This window comes from Amycolatopsis kentuckyensis (genome assembly GCF_041679295.1).
Lineage (GTDB): Bacteria > Actinomycetota > Actinomycetes > Mycobacteriales > Pseudonocardiaceae > Amycolatopsis > Amycolatopsis kentuckyensis_A.
Map to the genome: position 1 here is coordinate 199,730 of NZ_JBGDMD010000004.1, position 15,927 is coordinate 215,656.

A 15,927-nucleotide genomic window follows, 5' to 3' on the forward strand; every position below is an offset into this window, starting at 1 on the left:
GCGGAGTTACGCTCCGGCGCATGACCGAAGAGCCGCTCGACGCGACCGACCACGAAATCCTCGGCCTGCTGCGCGAAGACGCCCGCCGCACGCTGTCGGACATCGCGGGCCGCGTCACGCTGTCGACGGCCGCGGTCAAGCGCCGCATCGACCGGCTGCGCGAGACCGGCGTGATCACCGGGTTCACCGTGCAGGTCGACCACGCGAAGCTGGGCTGGGGGATCGAGGCGTTCACCGAGCTGCGGTTCGTCGGGAACACGAAGGTCGCCGAGATCCTGCGCACGACCACGCGGATGCCCGAGGCGCAGGCGGTGTTCACGATCGCGGGCGACCCGGACGCGCTCGTGTGGCTGCGGGTGCGGGACATGGCCCACCTGCAGAAGACGATCGACGAGATCCGCCGCCAGCACCAGGTCACCGGCACGAAGACGCTGATCGCGCTGGAGTCCTGGTCGCGGGGGACCTGAGGTGCTCGTGACGCTGGCCGAGCGGCCGGACCTCGCCGACGCCGTCTACGCGATCCCGTACCCGCCCGGCTCGCCGGCGTTCATGGCCGGCAGCCTGCCGAGCCTGCTGGTGCGCGGTCGCCGGGTGGCGCGGCGCTGGCCGCACCTGGTCGTCGCGCGCCTCGAAGACGACCGGCCGGTGGCGCGCGGGATCATGGTGCCGTTCCGCGACCGCGGGTCGCTTCCCGCGCGCGGCTGGGACGAAGTGGCGGTCTGGGCCGCGGAGGACGCGCTCGACGACGTCACCCCGGACACCGCGTGCGCGCTGGAGATCGCGGTGCACCCGGAGCACCAGGGCCGCGGCCACTCCCGCACGATCTTGGAAGGCATGCGCGCGGCGGCGGCCGGGCTGGCCTCGCTGGTGATCCCGGTCCGGCCGCCGGACAAGGCCGCGGCGCCGGAGATGCCGATGCGCGAGTACGCCGCCGAGACGCGGGCGGACGGCTTGCCGGCCGACCGCTGGCTGCGCACCCACGTGCGGGCCGGCGGCCGGATCGAGTCGGTGGCGTCCTGCTCGGCGACGGTCCAGGCGCCCCTCGAGGACTGGCGCCGCTGGACCGGGCTGCCGTTCGCCGACGACGGCCCGGTCCTCGTCCCGGGGGCGCTCGCCCCGGTGTTCGTCTCGACGGCCGGGGACTTCGCGGTCTACGTCGAACCGAACGTCTGGGTGTCGCACCGGGTCGGCTAGCCGCGCAGCAGAACCCCGGACGTGCGTTCCCGCTCGATGAAGAACTCCGGCCACTCCAGCCCGTCCGGCGGCGCGTCGATCGCGGCCGCCCGCCGGCGGAGTTCGTTCAGGTAGTCCGTGTCCAGGAGCGTGCGTGCCGACAGCGGTTCGCGCAGCATGGTGTCGATCGGACCTTCGTACAGGTACGCGTCCACGCCCGGGAAACCCTTGCTGCCCGGCGGGTACTCGAGGTTCGTCGGGAAGTACGTCGTGTCGAGCGCGCCCAGCCAGGACCCCGCGATGGGCGTCAGCGACGGCCACGCACCCAGGCGCCGCTCCAGCCGGGCGTTGTCCGAAATGAACCCGTAGTGGTCCGCCACGACGTACGCCGCGCCCGGGTACTCGCGCTCCAGCTGCGCGACCGCCGCGCTGCCGCCGTCGTGCTTCAGGTGCCCCAGCCCGAACAACATGAGCGCCTTGCGGTGCTTCTGCAGCACCTGCGTCTTCACCACCGCCGTGATCGACGCGTCCCGGTCGTGGAACGGCTCCATGTCCGCCGGGCTGTGGATCCGGCTCCAATCGATCGGCGGGTCGCCCGCCAGCACGCGGATCTTCCGCTCGGCCGGCAGCTTCGTGTTGACCTGCCGCACCAGCGCGAAGAGCTGTTCGTAGAACAACGAGAAGCCGCAGCTCGGCTGGGTCGTGTCCCGCCAGACGCGGCTGATGTCCGGGACGTCACCGCCCGCGGTGTAGGCGTCCAGCACCGGCTGGAGGCGCGAGTTCCCGCACTCCACGACGACGTCGTTCACGCGGTCCGGGAAGCGGGGATCCCGGACCAGGTCGAAGACGAACGGCCCGGGGTCCGGGCTGGACTTCGCGACGATCGAGTGGGTGCCGAAGGCGGCGAGCAGGGCGCCGACGGGATCGGACGGCGGCCGCGGCTGACCCGCGTCGGCCGGCGCGGCCACCAGCGCGGCGGCCGCGAGCACGGTCAGGACGGTCTTCACCAAGCGCATGACAGCTCCCCAGAACAAAATACCTATTGTCTTACGACTGTAGGACAACTCGGTCAGCATCCAGCTTCGCCCGGGCCGCTGTCAAGGCCGGGTCAGTGCTTGAACGCCTCCGCGAGCCACCACGAACCGCCGTCGTCGGCGATCTTGGCGTCGATCACCAGCGGCGCGTCACGCGGACCGGCCAGCCATTCGCGCACCGCGAAGAGGTCTTCGGCCGACCGCACGGTGACGCCGTCGGCGCCGAAGCCGCGGCCGATCGCGGCTAGGTCGGAGTCCGGGAACCGGACCGTCGTCATGTCGGCGTCGCCGAAGTGGTGGACCTCGGCGCCATAGGCGGCGTCGTTGTAGACGATCACCGCCAGCGGCAGGCCGAGCCGGACCGCGGTGTCCAGTTCGGACAGTGCCATGTGGAACCCGCCGTCGCCGGTGCCGAGCACCGGCAGCCGGTCCGGGCGGGCCAGCGCCGCGCCGATCGCCGTGCCGAGACCCAGCCCGATGCTCTGGAACGCCTGCGTGAAGCAGAACCCCTGTTCGTCGGGCACCGACAGGTACGCGCTCGGGTAGCCCATGAAGTTGCCGGAGTCGATCGAGACGATCCGCTCGGCGGGCAGCATTTCGTCGAGCAGCTTGCTCAGCGTCCGCGGGTCGATCCGGCCGCCCCGGGAAAGGTCTTCGTGCTCGACGTCGGTCCAGCGGCCGCCCGCGATCCGGGCCGCGACCTCGTCGGTGCGGTACCCCTGCTGCTCCTTCGCCACGGCGAGGACGTCGGCGGCGGTGCCCGCGACGTCGCCGGCGATCCCGAGGTCGATCGGCCGGTGCGCGCCCAGCGCGCTCTGCTCGACGTCGACCTGGACGAGCTTCGCGTGCGGGCTGAGCAGCTTCCCGTGCCGCGTGGTCCACATGTTCAGCGCGCAGCCCCAGCCGACGACGAGGTCCGCGCCCAGGATCAGCTCGGCGGCCGTCGGCGACGCGAAGCCGCCCGAAATGCCCATCGCGAACGGGTCGCCGTGGAACAGCCCGTGCGCGACGGCCGACGTCGCCAGCAGCGCCCCGCACCGGGAAGCGAGGTCCCGCAACGGTTCCCGGCTGGCCCGGGCGCCGCGCCCGGCGATGAACACCGGCCGTTCGGCGGCCGCGAGCAGATCCGCCAGCGCGCGGACCGACCCGGCGTCCGGGCGCACCACCGCGGGCCCCGCGATGTCCGGCAGGGGCGCCGGCGAAGGCGCCGGCTCGGCCTGGACGTCGAGGGGCAGGTTCAGCACGACCGTCCGGCGCTGCTGCCGCGCGGTCCGGAAGGCCCGCACGGTGTCGGCGACCGCGCTCGCGGCCGAGTGCACCCGCTCCGGCACCGCGCCGACCGCGGCGGCGAGCCCGTCCTGGTCGACGCGGAAGTTCGACAGCACCGACGCGCCGGCCGAGTCGGCGGTGAGCACGACCATCGGCGTCCGGCTCTTGGCCGCCTCGGTGATGCCGGTCATCGCGTTGGTCAGCCCGCACCCCTGGTGCAGCGACAGCACCGAGACCTGCCCGCTCATCCGCGCGTACGCGTCGGCCATGCTCGCGGCGCCACCCTCGTGGCGGGCGGCGACGAACCGGACGCCGCCCGCGCGCAGCGCGTTCGTCACCTCGAAGTTGCCACTGCCCACCACGCCGAACGCGGTGCGGACGCCGAGGCCGGCCAGCGTGCGGCCGACGAGTCCGGCGACGTTCACCGCTCCACCAGGGCGAGCACGCGGGCCGGGCTGCCGGAGCCGCCGACGATCGGCAGCGGCGAGACGACCAGCAGCGTGCCGGTCGGCGGCAGGGCGGCCAGGTTCTGCAGCTGGGTCAGGCCGTGCTTCCCGGCGCCCAGCAGGAGTTCGTGGCAGGGGAACATCGGCTCGAGGCCGGGCGCCTGGCCCGCGTCGGTGCCGACGGTCTCGACGCCGAGCCCGGTGATCGGCGTTTCTTCGGCGAGCCAGCGGGCGCACTCGGGCGAGACGCCGGGGGAGTGCGAGCCGGTGTCGTCGGCGTTGAGGAACGCCTCCTGGTCGTGGCTGCGCGTGTCCCAGCCGGTGCGGTAGAGCAGCCAGCCGCCGTCGGGCAGCGGGCCGTGCTCGGCCGTCCACGCGCGGACGTCGTCGATCGACAGGAGGAAGTCGGGGTTCTCGGCCGCCGGTGCCGAGAAGTCCAGCACGACCGCGGGCGCCACCAGCGTCTTCAGCGGCACCTGCGAGACGTCGTGACCGTCCTTTCCGGACACCCAGTGAACGGGGACGTCGAGGTGGGTGCCGGTGTGCTCACCGGTGTGGATGTCGTTCCAGTACCACCGCGGGCCGCGCTCGTCGTAGCGGCTGATCTCCTCCAGCCGGAACGGGATCGTGTTGGCGAACGGTGCCGGCAGCTGCAGGATCGGCGTGCTCGCGCTCAGGGGAGCGGTGAGGTCGACGATCTCGACCGACCCGTCGCCGAGCGCCTTGCTCAGCCCGTCCAACAACGACATGCCTGCCTCCCGGGTGCCGGTGTACGTCTCGCCCGGAACCCTATGCCCGCCGGGCGCTCCTTGACAGCCGTGTGGTCCCGGGTGTTGTCTTAATGTCGTAAGACAATAGGAAGGTGTCGGGTGATCGAGTTCGTCCTGGACGGCCGCTCGCGGGTCGCCACGTACATGCAGCTCGTCGTCCAGGTGAAGCAGGCGCTGCGGGTCGGCCTGCTGCGCCCCGGCGACCAGCTGCCGAAGGTCCGCGAAGTGGCCCAGGCGCTGGCGATCAACCCGAACACCGTGCTCAAGGCCTACCGCGAGCTGGTCCTGGAGGGACTCGCGGAAGGCCGGCCGGGGGTGGGCACGTTCGTCACCGGCAGCCTGGCCGGGCCGTCGCTGGGCAACCAGGCGCGGCTGCGCGACGAACTGGTGTCCTGGCTGGAGCGCGCCGAAGCCGCGGGGATGTCGCCCGACGACATCGCGGCCCTGATCGAGACCACGTTGCGGGGCACCGCGGTGCCCCGCAACCTTGCGTAGGGAGTTCCGGAATGGAGCTGGCCGTGCAGACCCGGGCGCTGGGCAAGCGCTACGGGCGCACCTGGGCGTTGCAGGACTGCGCGCTGGACGTGCCCGCCGGGCGGATCGCCGCACTGGTGGGCCCGAACGGCGCGGGCAAGACGACGCTGCTGCACCTGGCCGTCGGGCTGCTACGGCCCGACGCGGGGGAGGTGCGCGTGTTCGGCCGCGACCCGCGGTCGGTGCTCGCCGACATCGGGTTCGTCGCGCAGGACACCCCGCTCTACCGCGACTTCACCGCGGCCGAGCTCGTCACCATGGGCGGCAAGCTGAACCCGCGCCGCTGGGACGCCGCGCTGGCCCGCGAGCGGCTCGCCATGCTCCGCATCCCGCCGGACAAGCCGGTCGGCAAGCTGTCGGGCGGGCAGCGGGCGCAGGTCGCGCTGGCGCTGGCCCTGGCCAAACGCCCGCGGCTGCTGCTGCTCGACGAGCCCATCGCCAGCCTGGACCCGTTGGCGCGCCGCGAATTCATGCAGGCGCTGATGGGGGCGGTGGCCGAGAGCGAGACGACCGTCCTGCTGTCGTCGCACCTGCTCGCCGATCTCGAACGCAGCTGCGACTACCTGGTCGTCCTGCAGCAGTCCCGCGTCCAGCTGACCGGGGCGGTCGACGAGCTGCTCGACACGCACCGCACGCTCGTCGGCCCGCGCGCCGGCAGCGAGTCGATCGCCGGGGTGGCGAAGGTGGTGCGCGCGAGCCACACCGAACGCCAGTCGACGCTGCTCGTCCGACGCGGCGACGGGCCGGTCGATCCGATGTGGACGGAGCACGAGGTGACCCTGGAGGACCTGGTGCTGGCGTACCTGGCCGAAGCGACGGAGGCGCACGTGGCGTGGGAGGTGCCGGCATGATCTGGCTGACCTGGCGCCAGCACCGCAGGCAGGCGCTGTTCACGCTCGGCGCGCTGGCCGTGCTCGCCGCGATCATGGTCCCGACGGGCCTGTCGATGCACGCGAAGTACGACAGCCTCGGCCTGCCCGCGTGCCGGGCCACGCTCGGCAGCGGGTCGCTGATCACGCAGACCGAGGCGGTGGCGCAGTGCGACAGCCTGGGCCACCAGTTCCAGCAGCAGTTCAGCGGCATGGTGTTCGTCGCGGTCCTGTTCGTGGTGCTGCCGGTCCTGGTGGGCGTGTTCTTCGGCGCGCCGCTGGTGTCCCGCGAGTTCGAGCAGGGCACCCACCGTCTCGTGTGGACCCAGGGCGTCAGCCGCCTGCACTGGGCGCTGGTGAAGTTCGGCCTGGTCGGCGCGATCACGCTGGTGCTGTCGGTCGGGTACGCGCTGGGCGTGTCGTGGTGGTTCCAGCCGCTGGTGTCGGCTTCGGCGGGCCGGATGACGTACTTCTCGTTCGACGTCCAGGGCGTGGTGCCGATCGCGTACACGCTGTTCGCGCTGGCGCTGGGGATCTTCGCGGGAACGTACTGGCGCAAGGTGCTGCCCGCGATGGCGATCGCGCTGGTCGGCTTCGCGGCGGTCCGCGTGGCGATCGAGGTCTTCGCGCGGCCGCGGTACCTCCCGGTCTCGACGTTGTCGTTCTCGCCGTCGGGAACCCAGACCCCGAACCCGGCATCGGGCGACTGGGTGCTGTCGGAGGGAATCCGCAACGCGGCGGGCGAGCTGGTGCTGCCGAACGCCCGGATCGGCCCGTGCCCCCCGAGCGGCTGCGGCGCCGGACCCGGCCCCGCCCAGGCGGGATCGGGTGCGTACAACTGGATGGAGTACCAGCCGGGAGACCGGTTCTGGACGTTCCAGGCGATCGAGACGGGCATCTTCGCGCTGTTGACGGCAGCGCTGGTGTACTTCGCGCTGCGCAGGCTGCGCACAATCGCCTGACCTCGAGCGCCCCAAGGTGGCCTTCGGTGCGTCTGACGCACCCAAGGCGGCCTTCGGTGCGTCAGACGCAACCAAGGCCACATTGGGGCGCTGGGCGACCACCGACGAATGGCGGATTTACAACGTTGTATCAACCCGGTAAACCTACTTTTACAACGTTGTAAAGACGAGCGGAGGCCGAGCCGTGTCGCTGAACCGCAGGCAGTTCGTCACCGGAGCCGTCGCGGCCACCCTCCTGACCGGGGCGAACGCGCCCAAAGCGACCGCCGCCGCGCCGGGCGGGCTCTACACCCCCAACGCCGCTCCGCTGAAACCCGCCGCCTTCCTGAAACTCCCTCCCGGCGCCGTCACCGCGAGAGGCTGGCTCGCCGGCCAGCTGAAACTCCAGCTCGACGGCCTCTGCGGCCACTACGCCGAGACGTCGCACTTCCTCGACTTCGCCACCAGCGGCTGGGTCCACCCCGAGCGTCCTGGCTGGGAAGAAGTGCCCTACTGGCTGCGCGGCTACGTCGACCTCGCCGCCGTCACGAACGACGCCACCGCGAAGGCCACCGCCGAAAAATGGATCGACGCCGTCCTCGCCACCCAGCAGTCCGACGGCTTCTTCGGGCCCACCGCCCTGCGGACCGCGCTCAACAACGGCCCGGACTTCTGGCCGTACCTCCCGCTGCTGCAAGCCCTGCGCTCCTGGCAGGAGTACACCGGAGACACCCGCGTCATCCCCTTCCTCACCCGGTTCCTCCGCTACATGAACGCCCAGGGCAAGAGCGCCTTCGACTCCAGCTGGGTGTCCGTCCGCTGGGGCGACGGCCTCGACAGCGTCTTCTGGCTCTTCAACCGCACCGGCGACACGTTCCTGCTCGACCTCGCCGACAAGATCCACGCCTACGGCGCGAACTGGGTGAACAACCTCCCGAGCCTGCACAACGTCAACATCGCCCAGGGTTTCCGCGAACCCGCTCAGTACGCGCTGCGGTCCGGCAACGCGAGTCTCACCCAGGCCACTTACGACGACTACAACACCGTCATGGCGGCGTACGGCCAGTTCCCCGGCGGCGGCTTCGCCGGGGACGAGAACGCGCGGCCCGGCTTCGGCGATCCGCGGCAGGGCTTCGAGACCTGCGGGATCGTCGAGTTCATGGCGAGCCACCAGCTGCTCACCCGGCTCACCGGCGACCCCGTCTGGGCCGACCGCTGCGAGGACCTCGCCTTCAACTCCCTGCCCGCCGCGCTCGACCCGGCCGGGCGCGCCGTGCACTACATCACCAGTGCGAACAGCGTCGACCTCGACGACGTGCCCAAGAGCGAAGGCCAGTTCCAGAACGGCTTCGCCATGCAGGCCTACCTCCCCGGCGTCGACCAGTATCGCTGCTGCCCGCACAACTACGGCATGGGCTGGCCGTACTTCACCGAAGAGCTGTGGCTCGCCACCCCGGACAACGGTCTCGCCGCGGCCATGTACTCCGCCAGCAGCGTCACGGCGAAGGTCGGCGACGGCACCTCGGTGACCATCACCGAGGACACGAACTACCCGTTTTCCGAACAGCTCACCTTCACGGTCCGGACGCCGAAGCCGCTCGCTTTCCCGCTGTACTTCCGGATTCCCGCGTGGTGTGCCGCGCCGCGGCTGGCCGTCGCCGGCACGCAAGTCGTGGCGACGGCCGGGCCGACGTTCGTCAAGGTCGGCCGGACCTGGGGAGATGGCGACGTCGTCACGCTCACCCTGCCCCAGCGCACCACGACCCGGACCTGGGCGGCGAACCACGACTCCGTGTCGGTCGACCACGGCCCGCTGACGTACTCGCTGAAGATCGGCGAGAGCTACGAAAGCCTGGGCGGGACCGCGCAATTCCCCGAGTACGCCGTGCACGCGACGACACCGTGGAACTACGGCCTCACCGCCGGCGCCGCCCTGACGTTCTCGCCGGCGAGCGGCTCGCTGCCGGCCAACCCGTTCACGCCGGACACCGCGCCGGTCAAGATCACCGCCACCGCGCGGAAGATCGCGGAGTGGACCGCGGACGACCAGGACGTCGTCACGCCGCTGCAGGCGTCACCGGCCCGCAGCGACGCGCCGGTCGAGACGGTCACGCTGATCCCGATGGGCGCCGCGCGGCTGCGGATCACGGCGTTCCCGACGGCGGACCCGAACGGACATCCGTGGCTGCCCGGCGGCGGGGGAGCGGGCTTCCGGATCGTGAACCGCAACTCCGGCAAGGTTCTGGGTGTCGATCGAATGTCCACCGCGGACAGCGCGAAAGTCGTGCAGTTCGCGGACAACGGCACCGACGACCACGTCTGGCACCTCGTGGCGAACGGTGACGGCTGGTACCGCGTCCGCAACCACCACTCGGGCAAGGTCCTGGGCGTCGATCAGATGTCCACTGCGGACAGTGCGCGAGTGGTGCAGTTCGCCGACAACGGCACCGCGGACCACCTCTGGCAGCTCGTCGACAACGGCGACGGCTGGTGGCGGCTGAAGAACCGCAACTCCGGCAAGGTCCTGGGCGTCGACCAGATGTCCACTGCGGACAGTGCGCAGGTGGTCCAGTTCGCCGACAACGGTTCGGCCGACCACGTCTGGCGGCTCGTCCCGGACGGACGGGTGCGGATCGAGAACCGCAACTCGGGCAAGGTGCTCGGCGTGGACCAGATGTCCACTGCGGACAGTGCGCGGGTGGTCCAGTTCGCCGACAACGGCACCGACGACCACCTGTGGACGTTCGAAACCGCGGCCGACGGCTGGTTCCTGATCCGCAACGTCCACTCGGGCAAGGTACTGGGCGTGGCCGGGATGTCCACCGCGGACAGTGCGATCGTCGTGCAGTTCACCGACAACGGCTCGGCCGACCACCTCTGGCGTCTGCGCGACGACGGCAGCGGCTGGTTCCGGGTCGTGAACCGCAACTCCGGCAAGGTGCTCGGCGTCGACCGGATGTCGACCGCGGACAGCGCCCAGGTCGTGCAGTTCGGCGATACCGGCACCGCCGACCACCGGTGGCGGCTGCGTTAGCGCTTGACGCCGACGATCCCGGCCACGCACTTCGCCGAACCCGACAGCGGCGTGAGCCGGGGGCCGTCCGGCCACCACTCGTCGCACACCGCCAGGCCGGGGCCGGACGTCGCGTTCGGCTGGAGGAACTCCAGGCCCGGCAGCATCGCCTCGATCTCCATGCGGGTGCGGAACCGGCCGGCGCCCAGCGGGCCCTGCACCAGGATCTGCTCGATCCGCTTCGCGATCGCGGTCAGCTCCTCGACCTCGGGGTCGAAGAAGTGCGACAGCACCACGTACGAGCCCGGGGCGAGCGCGTCGATGTACTCGCGCATGACGTCGACCGCGCCGTCGCCTTCGAAGTGGTGCATCGTGCCGACGTGCAGCAGGGCGAGCGGCTCCGAGAAGTCGATGTGCCGGCGCACGTCCTCGTTCGCGAGCACGTCCGCCGGCTCGAAGATGTCCGCTTCGACCATGTGCGTGAAGTCGTTCTCGACGAGCAGCGCGCGGCCGTGCGCGAGGACCACCGGGTCGTTGTCGACGTAGACGACCGTGTTGTCCTTGTCGATGCGCTGGACGATCTGGTGCGTGTTCTCCGCCGTCGGCAACCCGGAGCCGCAGTCGAGGTACTGCCGGATCTTCGTCTGGCTCGCCAGCATTCGCAGCGCGCGGTTGTGGAAACCGCGGTTGCCGCGGGCGATGTCGACCGCTTCCGGGACCGCCGTGCGGATCTTCTCCATCACGACCCGGTCGACCTCGTAGAAGTTGTTGCCACCGAGGAAGCCGTCGTAGATCCGCGCGATGCTCGGCCGGTCGGGGTCGACTCCCACCGGCTTCTGGCTCGGGGACAGCGTCTCGGACATGGCGACCTCGCAGGACTTCGGTGTGAGGCCACCCAGCGTAGTAGTCCGCGTCCGCGCGGTGAAGGCGAGGTCAGCCGCTCGGCCGAAGCCGCTGGTCAGGGATGTCGTCGCGGGCGCGCTCGGCGCGTTCGCGACGCAGCCGTTCGAGGTGCTGCTCGATCCGCCGGTCGAGGTCGCGCGCGGCCTCGGACAGTTCCGCCAGGTCGCGACGGGACGCCGGGTGGCCGACAGCCCCCGTGTCCACTTCGTCCCCTGCCCTGTCCACTCGCGGCACCTCCTGGATCGGATCGGCCCTGACCCCCGTTCAAGGCGTTACTGCCCCAACCGGCGCAAGCCAAAACACAACGGGCCGTGATGCCGGGCACGCCGGTGCCGCCGTCCGGTGGACCGGCGGCGAAATCCCTGGTGTCAATTTTGACCAGGTGGTAGAAATTCAGCGAACCCCGCTACCCCCAGGAGCCGGTGATGAGCGAGCTTTCCGTGCAGCTGTACTCGGTCCGCGACGCCTTCGCGGCCGATCCCGACGGCACCCTGCGGCAGCTCGCCGCGCTCGGCTTCACCCGGGTCGAGCCGTACGGCGTCGTCGAGAACGCCGACGCGCTGCGGGCCGGCCTGCCCGCCCACGGCCTGACCGCCCCGACCGCGCACGCCCGGCTGATCGGCGCCGACCAGGCCGCCGTCTTCGCCACCGCGGCCGAGCTGGGCATCGGCCTGGTCATCGACCCGCTCGTCAAGCCCGAGCAGTGGCAGGACCCCGCCGACATCGCCGCCACGGCAGACACGCTCAACGCCGCCGCCAAGGTCGCGGCCGAGCACGGCGTGCAGGCCGGCTACCACAACCACTGGTGGGAGCTGGAATCCCGGATCGACGGCCGCAGCGCCTTCGAAGTCTTCGCCGACCAGCTCGACCCGGCCGTCGCGCTCGAGGTCGACACGTACTGGGCCACGGCGGGCGGTGAGGACGCGCCCGCGCTGCTGCGCCGGCTCGGCGACCGCGTCCGCGCGATCCACGTCAAGGACGGTGGCCTGGCCACCGACGCCTCCGGTCAGGTGCCCGCCGGCCAGGGCCGGGTGCCGGTCGCCGACGTCCTCGCCGCCGCGCCGGACGCGCTGCGCGTGATCGAGTTCGACGCCTACGACGGCGACCTCTTCGAAGCCATCGCCGCCAGCCACGCCTTCCTGACCGGGGCGGGCCGGTGACGGGCGGGCCGGTCGGCGTCGGGATCATCGGCGCCGGCGTCATCAGCGGGACCTACCTCGAGAACCTGACGAGCTTCCCGGACGTCCGCGTGCTGCGGGTCGCCGACCTCGACGACGAGCGCGCGGCCGCCCGCGCGGCCGAGTACGGCGTGCCGCGGTCGGGCCCGGTGGCCGAGCTGCTCGCCGACCCCGAGATCGAGATCGTCGTCAACCTGACCCTGCCGGCTTCGCACGTCGACGTCGGGCTCGCCGCCCTCGAAGCGGGCAAGCACGTCTGGGCGGAGAAGCCGCTCGCGCTGGACCGCCAGACCGGCCGCAAGCTCCTCGATCGCGCACGGGAGAAGAACCTGCGCGTGGCGAGCGCGCCGGACACCGTCCTCGGCGCCGCGTTGCAGACCGCGCGCAACGCCGTCGACGCCGGCCGGATCGGCCGCCCGTTGACCGCCTTGGCGCTGTTCCAGGTGCCCGGCCCGGAAGTGTGGCACCCGGCGCCGGAGTTCTACTTCCAGGCCGGCGGCGGCCCGCTGCTCGACATGGGCCCGTACTACCTGACCGCGCTGGTGCACCTGCTCGGCCCGGTCCGGCGCGTCACCGGGGTCGGCGGGCGGGCGCGGGACACCCGGGTCGTCGGATCCGGGCCGCGCGCGGGGACGGAGTTCCCGGTGACGGTGCCGACCACGGTCACCGCGCTCGTCGAGTTCGAGAACGCGTCCGCCCAGCTGGTGCTGAGCTTCGACTCGGCGCTCAAGCGGGCCGGGGTGGTCGAGCTGACCGGCACGCTCGGCACCGCGGTGCTGCCGGACCCCAACCGGTTCGACGAGCCGACCCGGCTGCACCTGCTCGGCCACGACGAGCCGGAAGAGCTGCCGGCACGCGGGCACGCGGCTTCGCGCGGGACCGGGACGCTGGAGCTGGCGCGGGCGATCCGGGCCGGGGTGCCGGAACGCGCGTCCGGCGAGCTGGCCTACCACGTGCTCGACGCGATGCTGGCCATCGACGAGTCCATGACCCGCGGGCAGGCCGTCGAAGTCACGAGCACCGTGGACGTCCCGCCCGCGCTGCCGGCGGGCTGGGACCCGTACGCGAAGACCCTCTAGAGCGGGACGGTGAGCAGGTTCTGCAGGTAGAAGCGCAGCGAACCGACCAGGTCGACGTCGCCCGGGACGGTCAGCCACTGCACCTGCAGGCCGTCCATGAGTGCGATGAACGTCAGCGTGGCCAGCTCCGGGTCGACGCCCTCGCGCAGCTCGCCGCGGGCGGCGAGAACCGCGAACGACTCGTGGACGCCGGCGCGCGCGGCCCGGTAGTGGCGCACGAAGTACTCGTGCGCCGGGTGGTCCGCGGCGACCGCCTCGGCGGCGAGCCGCGAGTAGAGGTCGACGATCCCGGGGTGGCGGACGTTGTGCTCGGCGAGCGCGACGAAGTGGCGCAGCACTTCGAGTCCGGGCGGCACGGTCAGCTGCTCGCGCTCGGAGTCTTCGGAGTCGCGCCGCTCGAGGACGGCGGCGAGCAGCGCCTCCTTGGTGGGGAAGTAGTACAGCAGGCCGGCGTGCGAGATCCCGACGCGCTTGGCGATCTCGCGCAGCGACGAGCCGTGGTAGCCGAGCTCGCCGTACGCCGCGGCCGCCGCCGTGATGATGTCCTCGCGGCGGATCCGGCCCTTCAGGTAGCCCCCGGTCACGGGGTCGTGGTGGTCTCGGCGGCGTGCACGGGCCCATCATGCCGCAGCCGCTTTTCGCACAAGCGACGTGAGCGGACGAACAAACCAGTTGTGCGAATCCGTGCGGCTTGCGAGCATCGCCGGGTGAAGAGCGCGGAACGGCAGCGGATCATCGTGGAGCGGCTGCGCGACGCCGACCAGGTGGCGGTCGCGGAGCTGGCGTCGGCGACCGGCGCGTCCGAGATGACCGTGCGCCGGGACCTGGACCAGCTGGCCTCGCGCGGTGTCCTGCGGCGCGTGCACGGTGGGGCCGTCCCGGCGTCGCCGTCCGGGATCGAGCCGCCGTTCGCCGCCCGGGCGACGGCGGAGCTCGCGGCGAAGCGGGCCATCGCGGCCGCGGCGGCCGAGCTGATCCGCGACGGCGAAACGATCATCCTGGACAGCGGTACGACCGCGCTGGAGCTGGCGCGGCTGCTGCGCGGGCGCCCGGTCACCGTCATGCCGCTGTCCCTGCATGCGGTCCGCGAGCTGGCCGACGACCCGGCCGTGCGCTTGCTCCTGCCCGGCGGCGAGCCGAGGCCGGGGGAGCAGGCCCTGGTGGGCCCGCTGACCGTCGCGTCGCTGCGGGCGCTGCGGTTCGACGTCGCCGTGCTGAGCCCGTGCGCGTTCGCCCTCGACGCCGGCCTGACCGCCTTCGACCTGGGTGACGCCGAGGTCAAGCAGGTGGCGCTCGCCGTCGCGGCCCGCGCGATCGTGCTCGCCGACGGCGCCAAGTGGGGCCGCGCCGCGCTCGCCCACGTCTGTCCCGCCGACCGCCCGGACGTCCTGGTCACCGACCCGGGCGCGCCCGAGGACCAGCGCACGGCGCTGGCCGAGCTCGGCGTGCTCGTGCACGTCGCCGTCCCCTGGGAGAACCGATGACCGCCCCGCCCCGCCCGCGCGCCGCCCGGTTCGCGACCTTCATGTTCTTCGGCCTCAACGGCTTCGCGATGGGCATGTGGGTGGTGCACATCCCGAACGTCGAGCGCGCGACCGGCATCTCGCACAGCACGCTGGGCGCGCTGCTGCTGGTGCTCGGCGGCGCGGCGTTCGCGGGCATGCAGATCTCCGGGCCGCTGGTCGACAAGCTCGGCCACCGCCGGCTGGTCCCGGCGGCGGGCGTGCTGCTCGGCCTCGCGGTGTGCGCGCCGGGGTTCGCGAACTCGTGGTGGACGCTGGGGCTGTCCCTGATCTTCTTCGGTTTCGGCAACGGCGCGATCGACGTCGGCATGAACTCCCACGCGGTGGTGGTGGAGCGCGCGTACCCGCGCCCGATCATGGCGGCGTTCCACGCGTTCTGGTCGATCGGTGGCGCGTTCGCGGCGGTGATCGGCGCGGCGACGCTCGGCGGCGGGGTCCCGACCGGCGTCACGCTCACGTGCACCGGGCTGCTGTGCGTGCTGCTTTCCCTGGCATCGGCACGGTTCCTGATGGAGCCGTCGGAGGCGCCCGCGTCGTCGGTTGCGGAAGAGTCCGCGGCAGAGCCGGTCCGCCGCCGCACGCCGGGCCGCGTGGTGTGGTTGCTCGGCTTGCTGGCGCTGGCGCTGATGCTGTCGGAGGGCGTGGCGAACGACTGGGCGGCACTGCACATGGAGAAGGTCCTGGGCACATCGTCCTCGACGGCGGCGCTGGCGTACGGAGCGTTCGCGGTGGCGATGACAACGGGCCGCTTCTTGACGGACCGGGTAGCGGCATGGGCAGGCCCGGCAGCGATCGTCCGCTACGGAGCGGCGTTGGCAGCGGTGGGCCTGTCGATCGCCGCGGCGGCGCCGTGGGTGCCGGTGTCGTTGGTGGGCTGGGCACTGTTCGGGCTGGGCTTGTCGGGCGGAGTCCCGCAGCTGTTCACAGCGGCGGGCAACCTGGACACGCGAGCATCGGGAGCGTTGATGGCCCGAGTGGTCGGCCTCGGCTACGTAGGCCTGTTGGCCGGCCCGGCTTTGATCGGCGGCTTGACGCGCTGGATGCCCCTGAACGTGACGTTCGCAGTACCGGTGGTCCTGTGCATCCTGGCGGCAGCGTTCGCCGGAGTCCTGAACCCGAAGCCGGAGCAGGCAAAGCAACCGGTCGCCTGAGCAGACCCCACCCCCGAACCGATACGCGGCCGTTGAACAATCCG

General features: G+C 72.0%; 16 protein-coding genes. 10 read left to right on the plus strand and 6 right to left on the minus strand.

All coding sequences use genetic code 11. The annotated features are described in order from the left end of the window. The first annotated feature begins 20 nt into the window (after positions 1-20). On the plus strand, positions 21-467 hold the full coding sequence (locus tag ACERZO_RS17715) for an Lrp/AsnC family transcriptional regulator (protein WP_364461332.1): 447 nt from the start codon (positions 21-23) through the stop codon (positions 465-467). Position 468: 1 nt separating this feature from the next. Beyond that, positions 469-1,194 carry a hypothetical protein gene (locus ACERZO_RS17720; protein WP_372665772.1) on the plus strand — a complete coding sequence of 242 codons (726 nt, stop codon included), beginning with the start codon at positions 469-471 and terminating at the stop codon, positions 1,192-1,194. Here ACERZO_RS17720 and ACERZO_RS17725 read toward each other — a convergent pair. The 3 genes from ACERZO_RS17725 to ACERZO_RS17735 all read right to left on the minus strand — a co-directional run bounded on the left by ACERZO_RS17725 (position 1,191) and on the right by ACERZO_RS17735 (position 4,671). Continuing rightward, complete coding sequence (locus tag ACERZO_RS17725) at positions 1,191-2,189, minus strand: hypothetical protein (protein ID WP_372665773.1); 999 nt, start codon at positions 2,187-2,189, stop codon at positions 1,191-1,193. The genes ACERZO_RS17720 and ACERZO_RS17725 overlap by 4 nt on opposite strands. Before the next feature lie 92 nt (positions 2,190-2,281). Then, complete coding sequence (locus ACERZO_RS17730) at positions 2,282-3,901, minus strand: thiamine pyrophosphate-binding protein (protein WP_372665774.1); 1,620 nt, start codon at positions 3,899-3,901, stop codon at positions 2,282-2,284. After that, positions 3,898-4,671 (minus strand): cyclase family protein, encoded by a 774-nt coding sequence (locus ACERZO_RS17735; protein ID WP_372665775.1) that lies wholly within the window; start codon positions 4,669-4,671, stop codon positions 3,898-3,900. Before ACERZO_RS17735 ends, ACERZO_RS17730 begins: the two co-directional genes overlap by 4 nt. A 120-nt stretch (positions 4,672-4,791) precedes the next feature. On the opposite strand from ACERZO_RS17735, the gene ACERZO_RS17740 reads away from it, so the two are divergent. The 4 genes from ACERZO_RS17740 to ACERZO_RS17755 all read left to right on the plus strand — a co-directional run bounded on the left by ACERZO_RS17740 (position 4,792) and on the right by ACERZO_RS17755 (position 10,070). Continuing rightward, the gene (locus ACERZO_RS17740; RefSeq protein WP_372665776.1) at positions 4,792-5,187 is read left to right on the plus strand and encodes a GntR family transcriptional regulator; all 396 of its coding nucleotides are present in this window, start codon (positions 4,792-4,794) and stop codon (positions 5,185-5,187) included. An 11-nt stretch (positions 5,188-5,198) separates the two neighbouring features. Next, complete coding sequence (locus ACERZO_RS17745) at positions 5,199-6,077, plus strand: ABC transporter ATP-binding protein (protein WP_372665777.1); 879 nt, start codon at positions 5,199-5,201, stop codon at positions 6,075-6,077. Further along, positions 6,074-7,057 (plus strand): ABC transporter permease, encoded by a 984-nt coding sequence (locus ACERZO_RS17750; RefSeq protein ID WP_372665778.1) that lies wholly within the window; start codon positions 6,074-6,076, stop codon positions 7,055-7,057. Before ACERZO_RS17745 ends, ACERZO_RS17750 begins: the two co-directional genes overlap by 4 nt. A 184-nt stretch (positions 7,058-7,241) precedes the next feature. Continuing rightward, positions 7,242-10,070: an RICIN domain-containing protein gene (locus ACERZO_RS17755; protein WP_372665779.1), complete on the plus strand. Its 2,829-nt coding sequence runs from the start codon at positions 7,242-7,244 to the stop codon at positions 10,068-10,070. Here the strand turns inward: ACERZO_RS17755 and ACERZO_RS17760 are convergent. Both ACERZO_RS17760 and ACERZO_RS17765 read right to left on the minus strand, forming a co-directional pair. After that, on the minus strand, positions 10,067-10,912 hold the full coding sequence (locus ACERZO_RS17760; RefSeq protein WP_372665780.1) for an SAM-dependent methyltransferase: 846 nt from the start codon (positions 10,910-10,912) through the stop codon (positions 10,067-10,069). The two genes, ACERZO_RS17755 and ACERZO_RS17760, sit on opposite strands and share 4 nt — an antisense overlap. Before the next feature lie 70 nt (positions 10,913-10,982). Further along, a complete protein-coding gene (locus ACERZO_RS17765; protein ID WP_372665781.1) occupies positions 10,983-11,177 on the minus strand; it encodes a hypothetical protein in 195 nt (64 codons plus the stop codon). A gap of 200 nt (positions 11,178-11,377) precedes the next feature. On the opposite strand from ACERZO_RS17765, the gene ACERZO_RS17770 reads away from it, so the two are divergent. Next, positions 11,378-12,112: a sugar phosphate isomerase/epimerase family protein gene (locus ACERZO_RS17770; RefSeq protein WP_372665782.1), complete on the plus strand. Its 735-nt coding sequence runs from the start codon at positions 11,378-11,380 to the stop codon at positions 12,110-12,112. Beyond that, positions 12,109-13,209: a Gfo/Idh/MocA family protein gene (locus tag ACERZO_RS17775; protein ID WP_372665783.1), complete on the plus strand. Its 1,101-nt coding sequence runs from the start codon at positions 12,109-12,111 to the stop codon at positions 13,207-13,209. The genes ACERZO_RS17770 and ACERZO_RS17775 overlap by 4 nt, the downstream gene beginning before the upstream one ends. Here the strand turns inward: ACERZO_RS17775 and ACERZO_RS17780 are convergent. Continuing rightward, positions 13,206-13,793 (minus strand): TetR/AcrR family transcriptional regulator, encoded by a 588-nt coding sequence (locus ACERZO_RS17780; RefSeq protein WP_372665784.1) that lies wholly within the window; start codon positions 13,791-13,793, stop codon positions 13,206-13,208. The genes ACERZO_RS17775 and ACERZO_RS17780 overlap by 4 nt on opposite strands. A 123-nt stretch (positions 13,794-13,916) precedes the next feature. On the opposite strand from ACERZO_RS17780, the gene ACERZO_RS17785 reads away from it, so the two are divergent. Further along, positions 13,917-14,693 (plus strand): DeoR/GlpR family DNA-binding transcription regulator, encoded by a 777-nt coding sequence (locus tag ACERZO_RS17785; RefSeq protein WP_372665785.1) that lies wholly within the window; start codon positions 13,917-13,919, stop codon positions 14,691-14,693. Further along, positions 14,690-15,883: an MFS transporter gene (locus ACERZO_RS17790; RefSeq protein WP_372665786.1), complete on the plus strand. Its 1,194-nt coding sequence runs from the start codon at positions 14,690-14,692 to the stop codon at positions 15,881-15,883. The genes ACERZO_RS17785 and ACERZO_RS17790 overlap by 4 nt, the downstream gene beginning before the upstream one ends. The last annotated feature ends 44 nt before the right edge of the window (positions 15,884-15,927 follow it).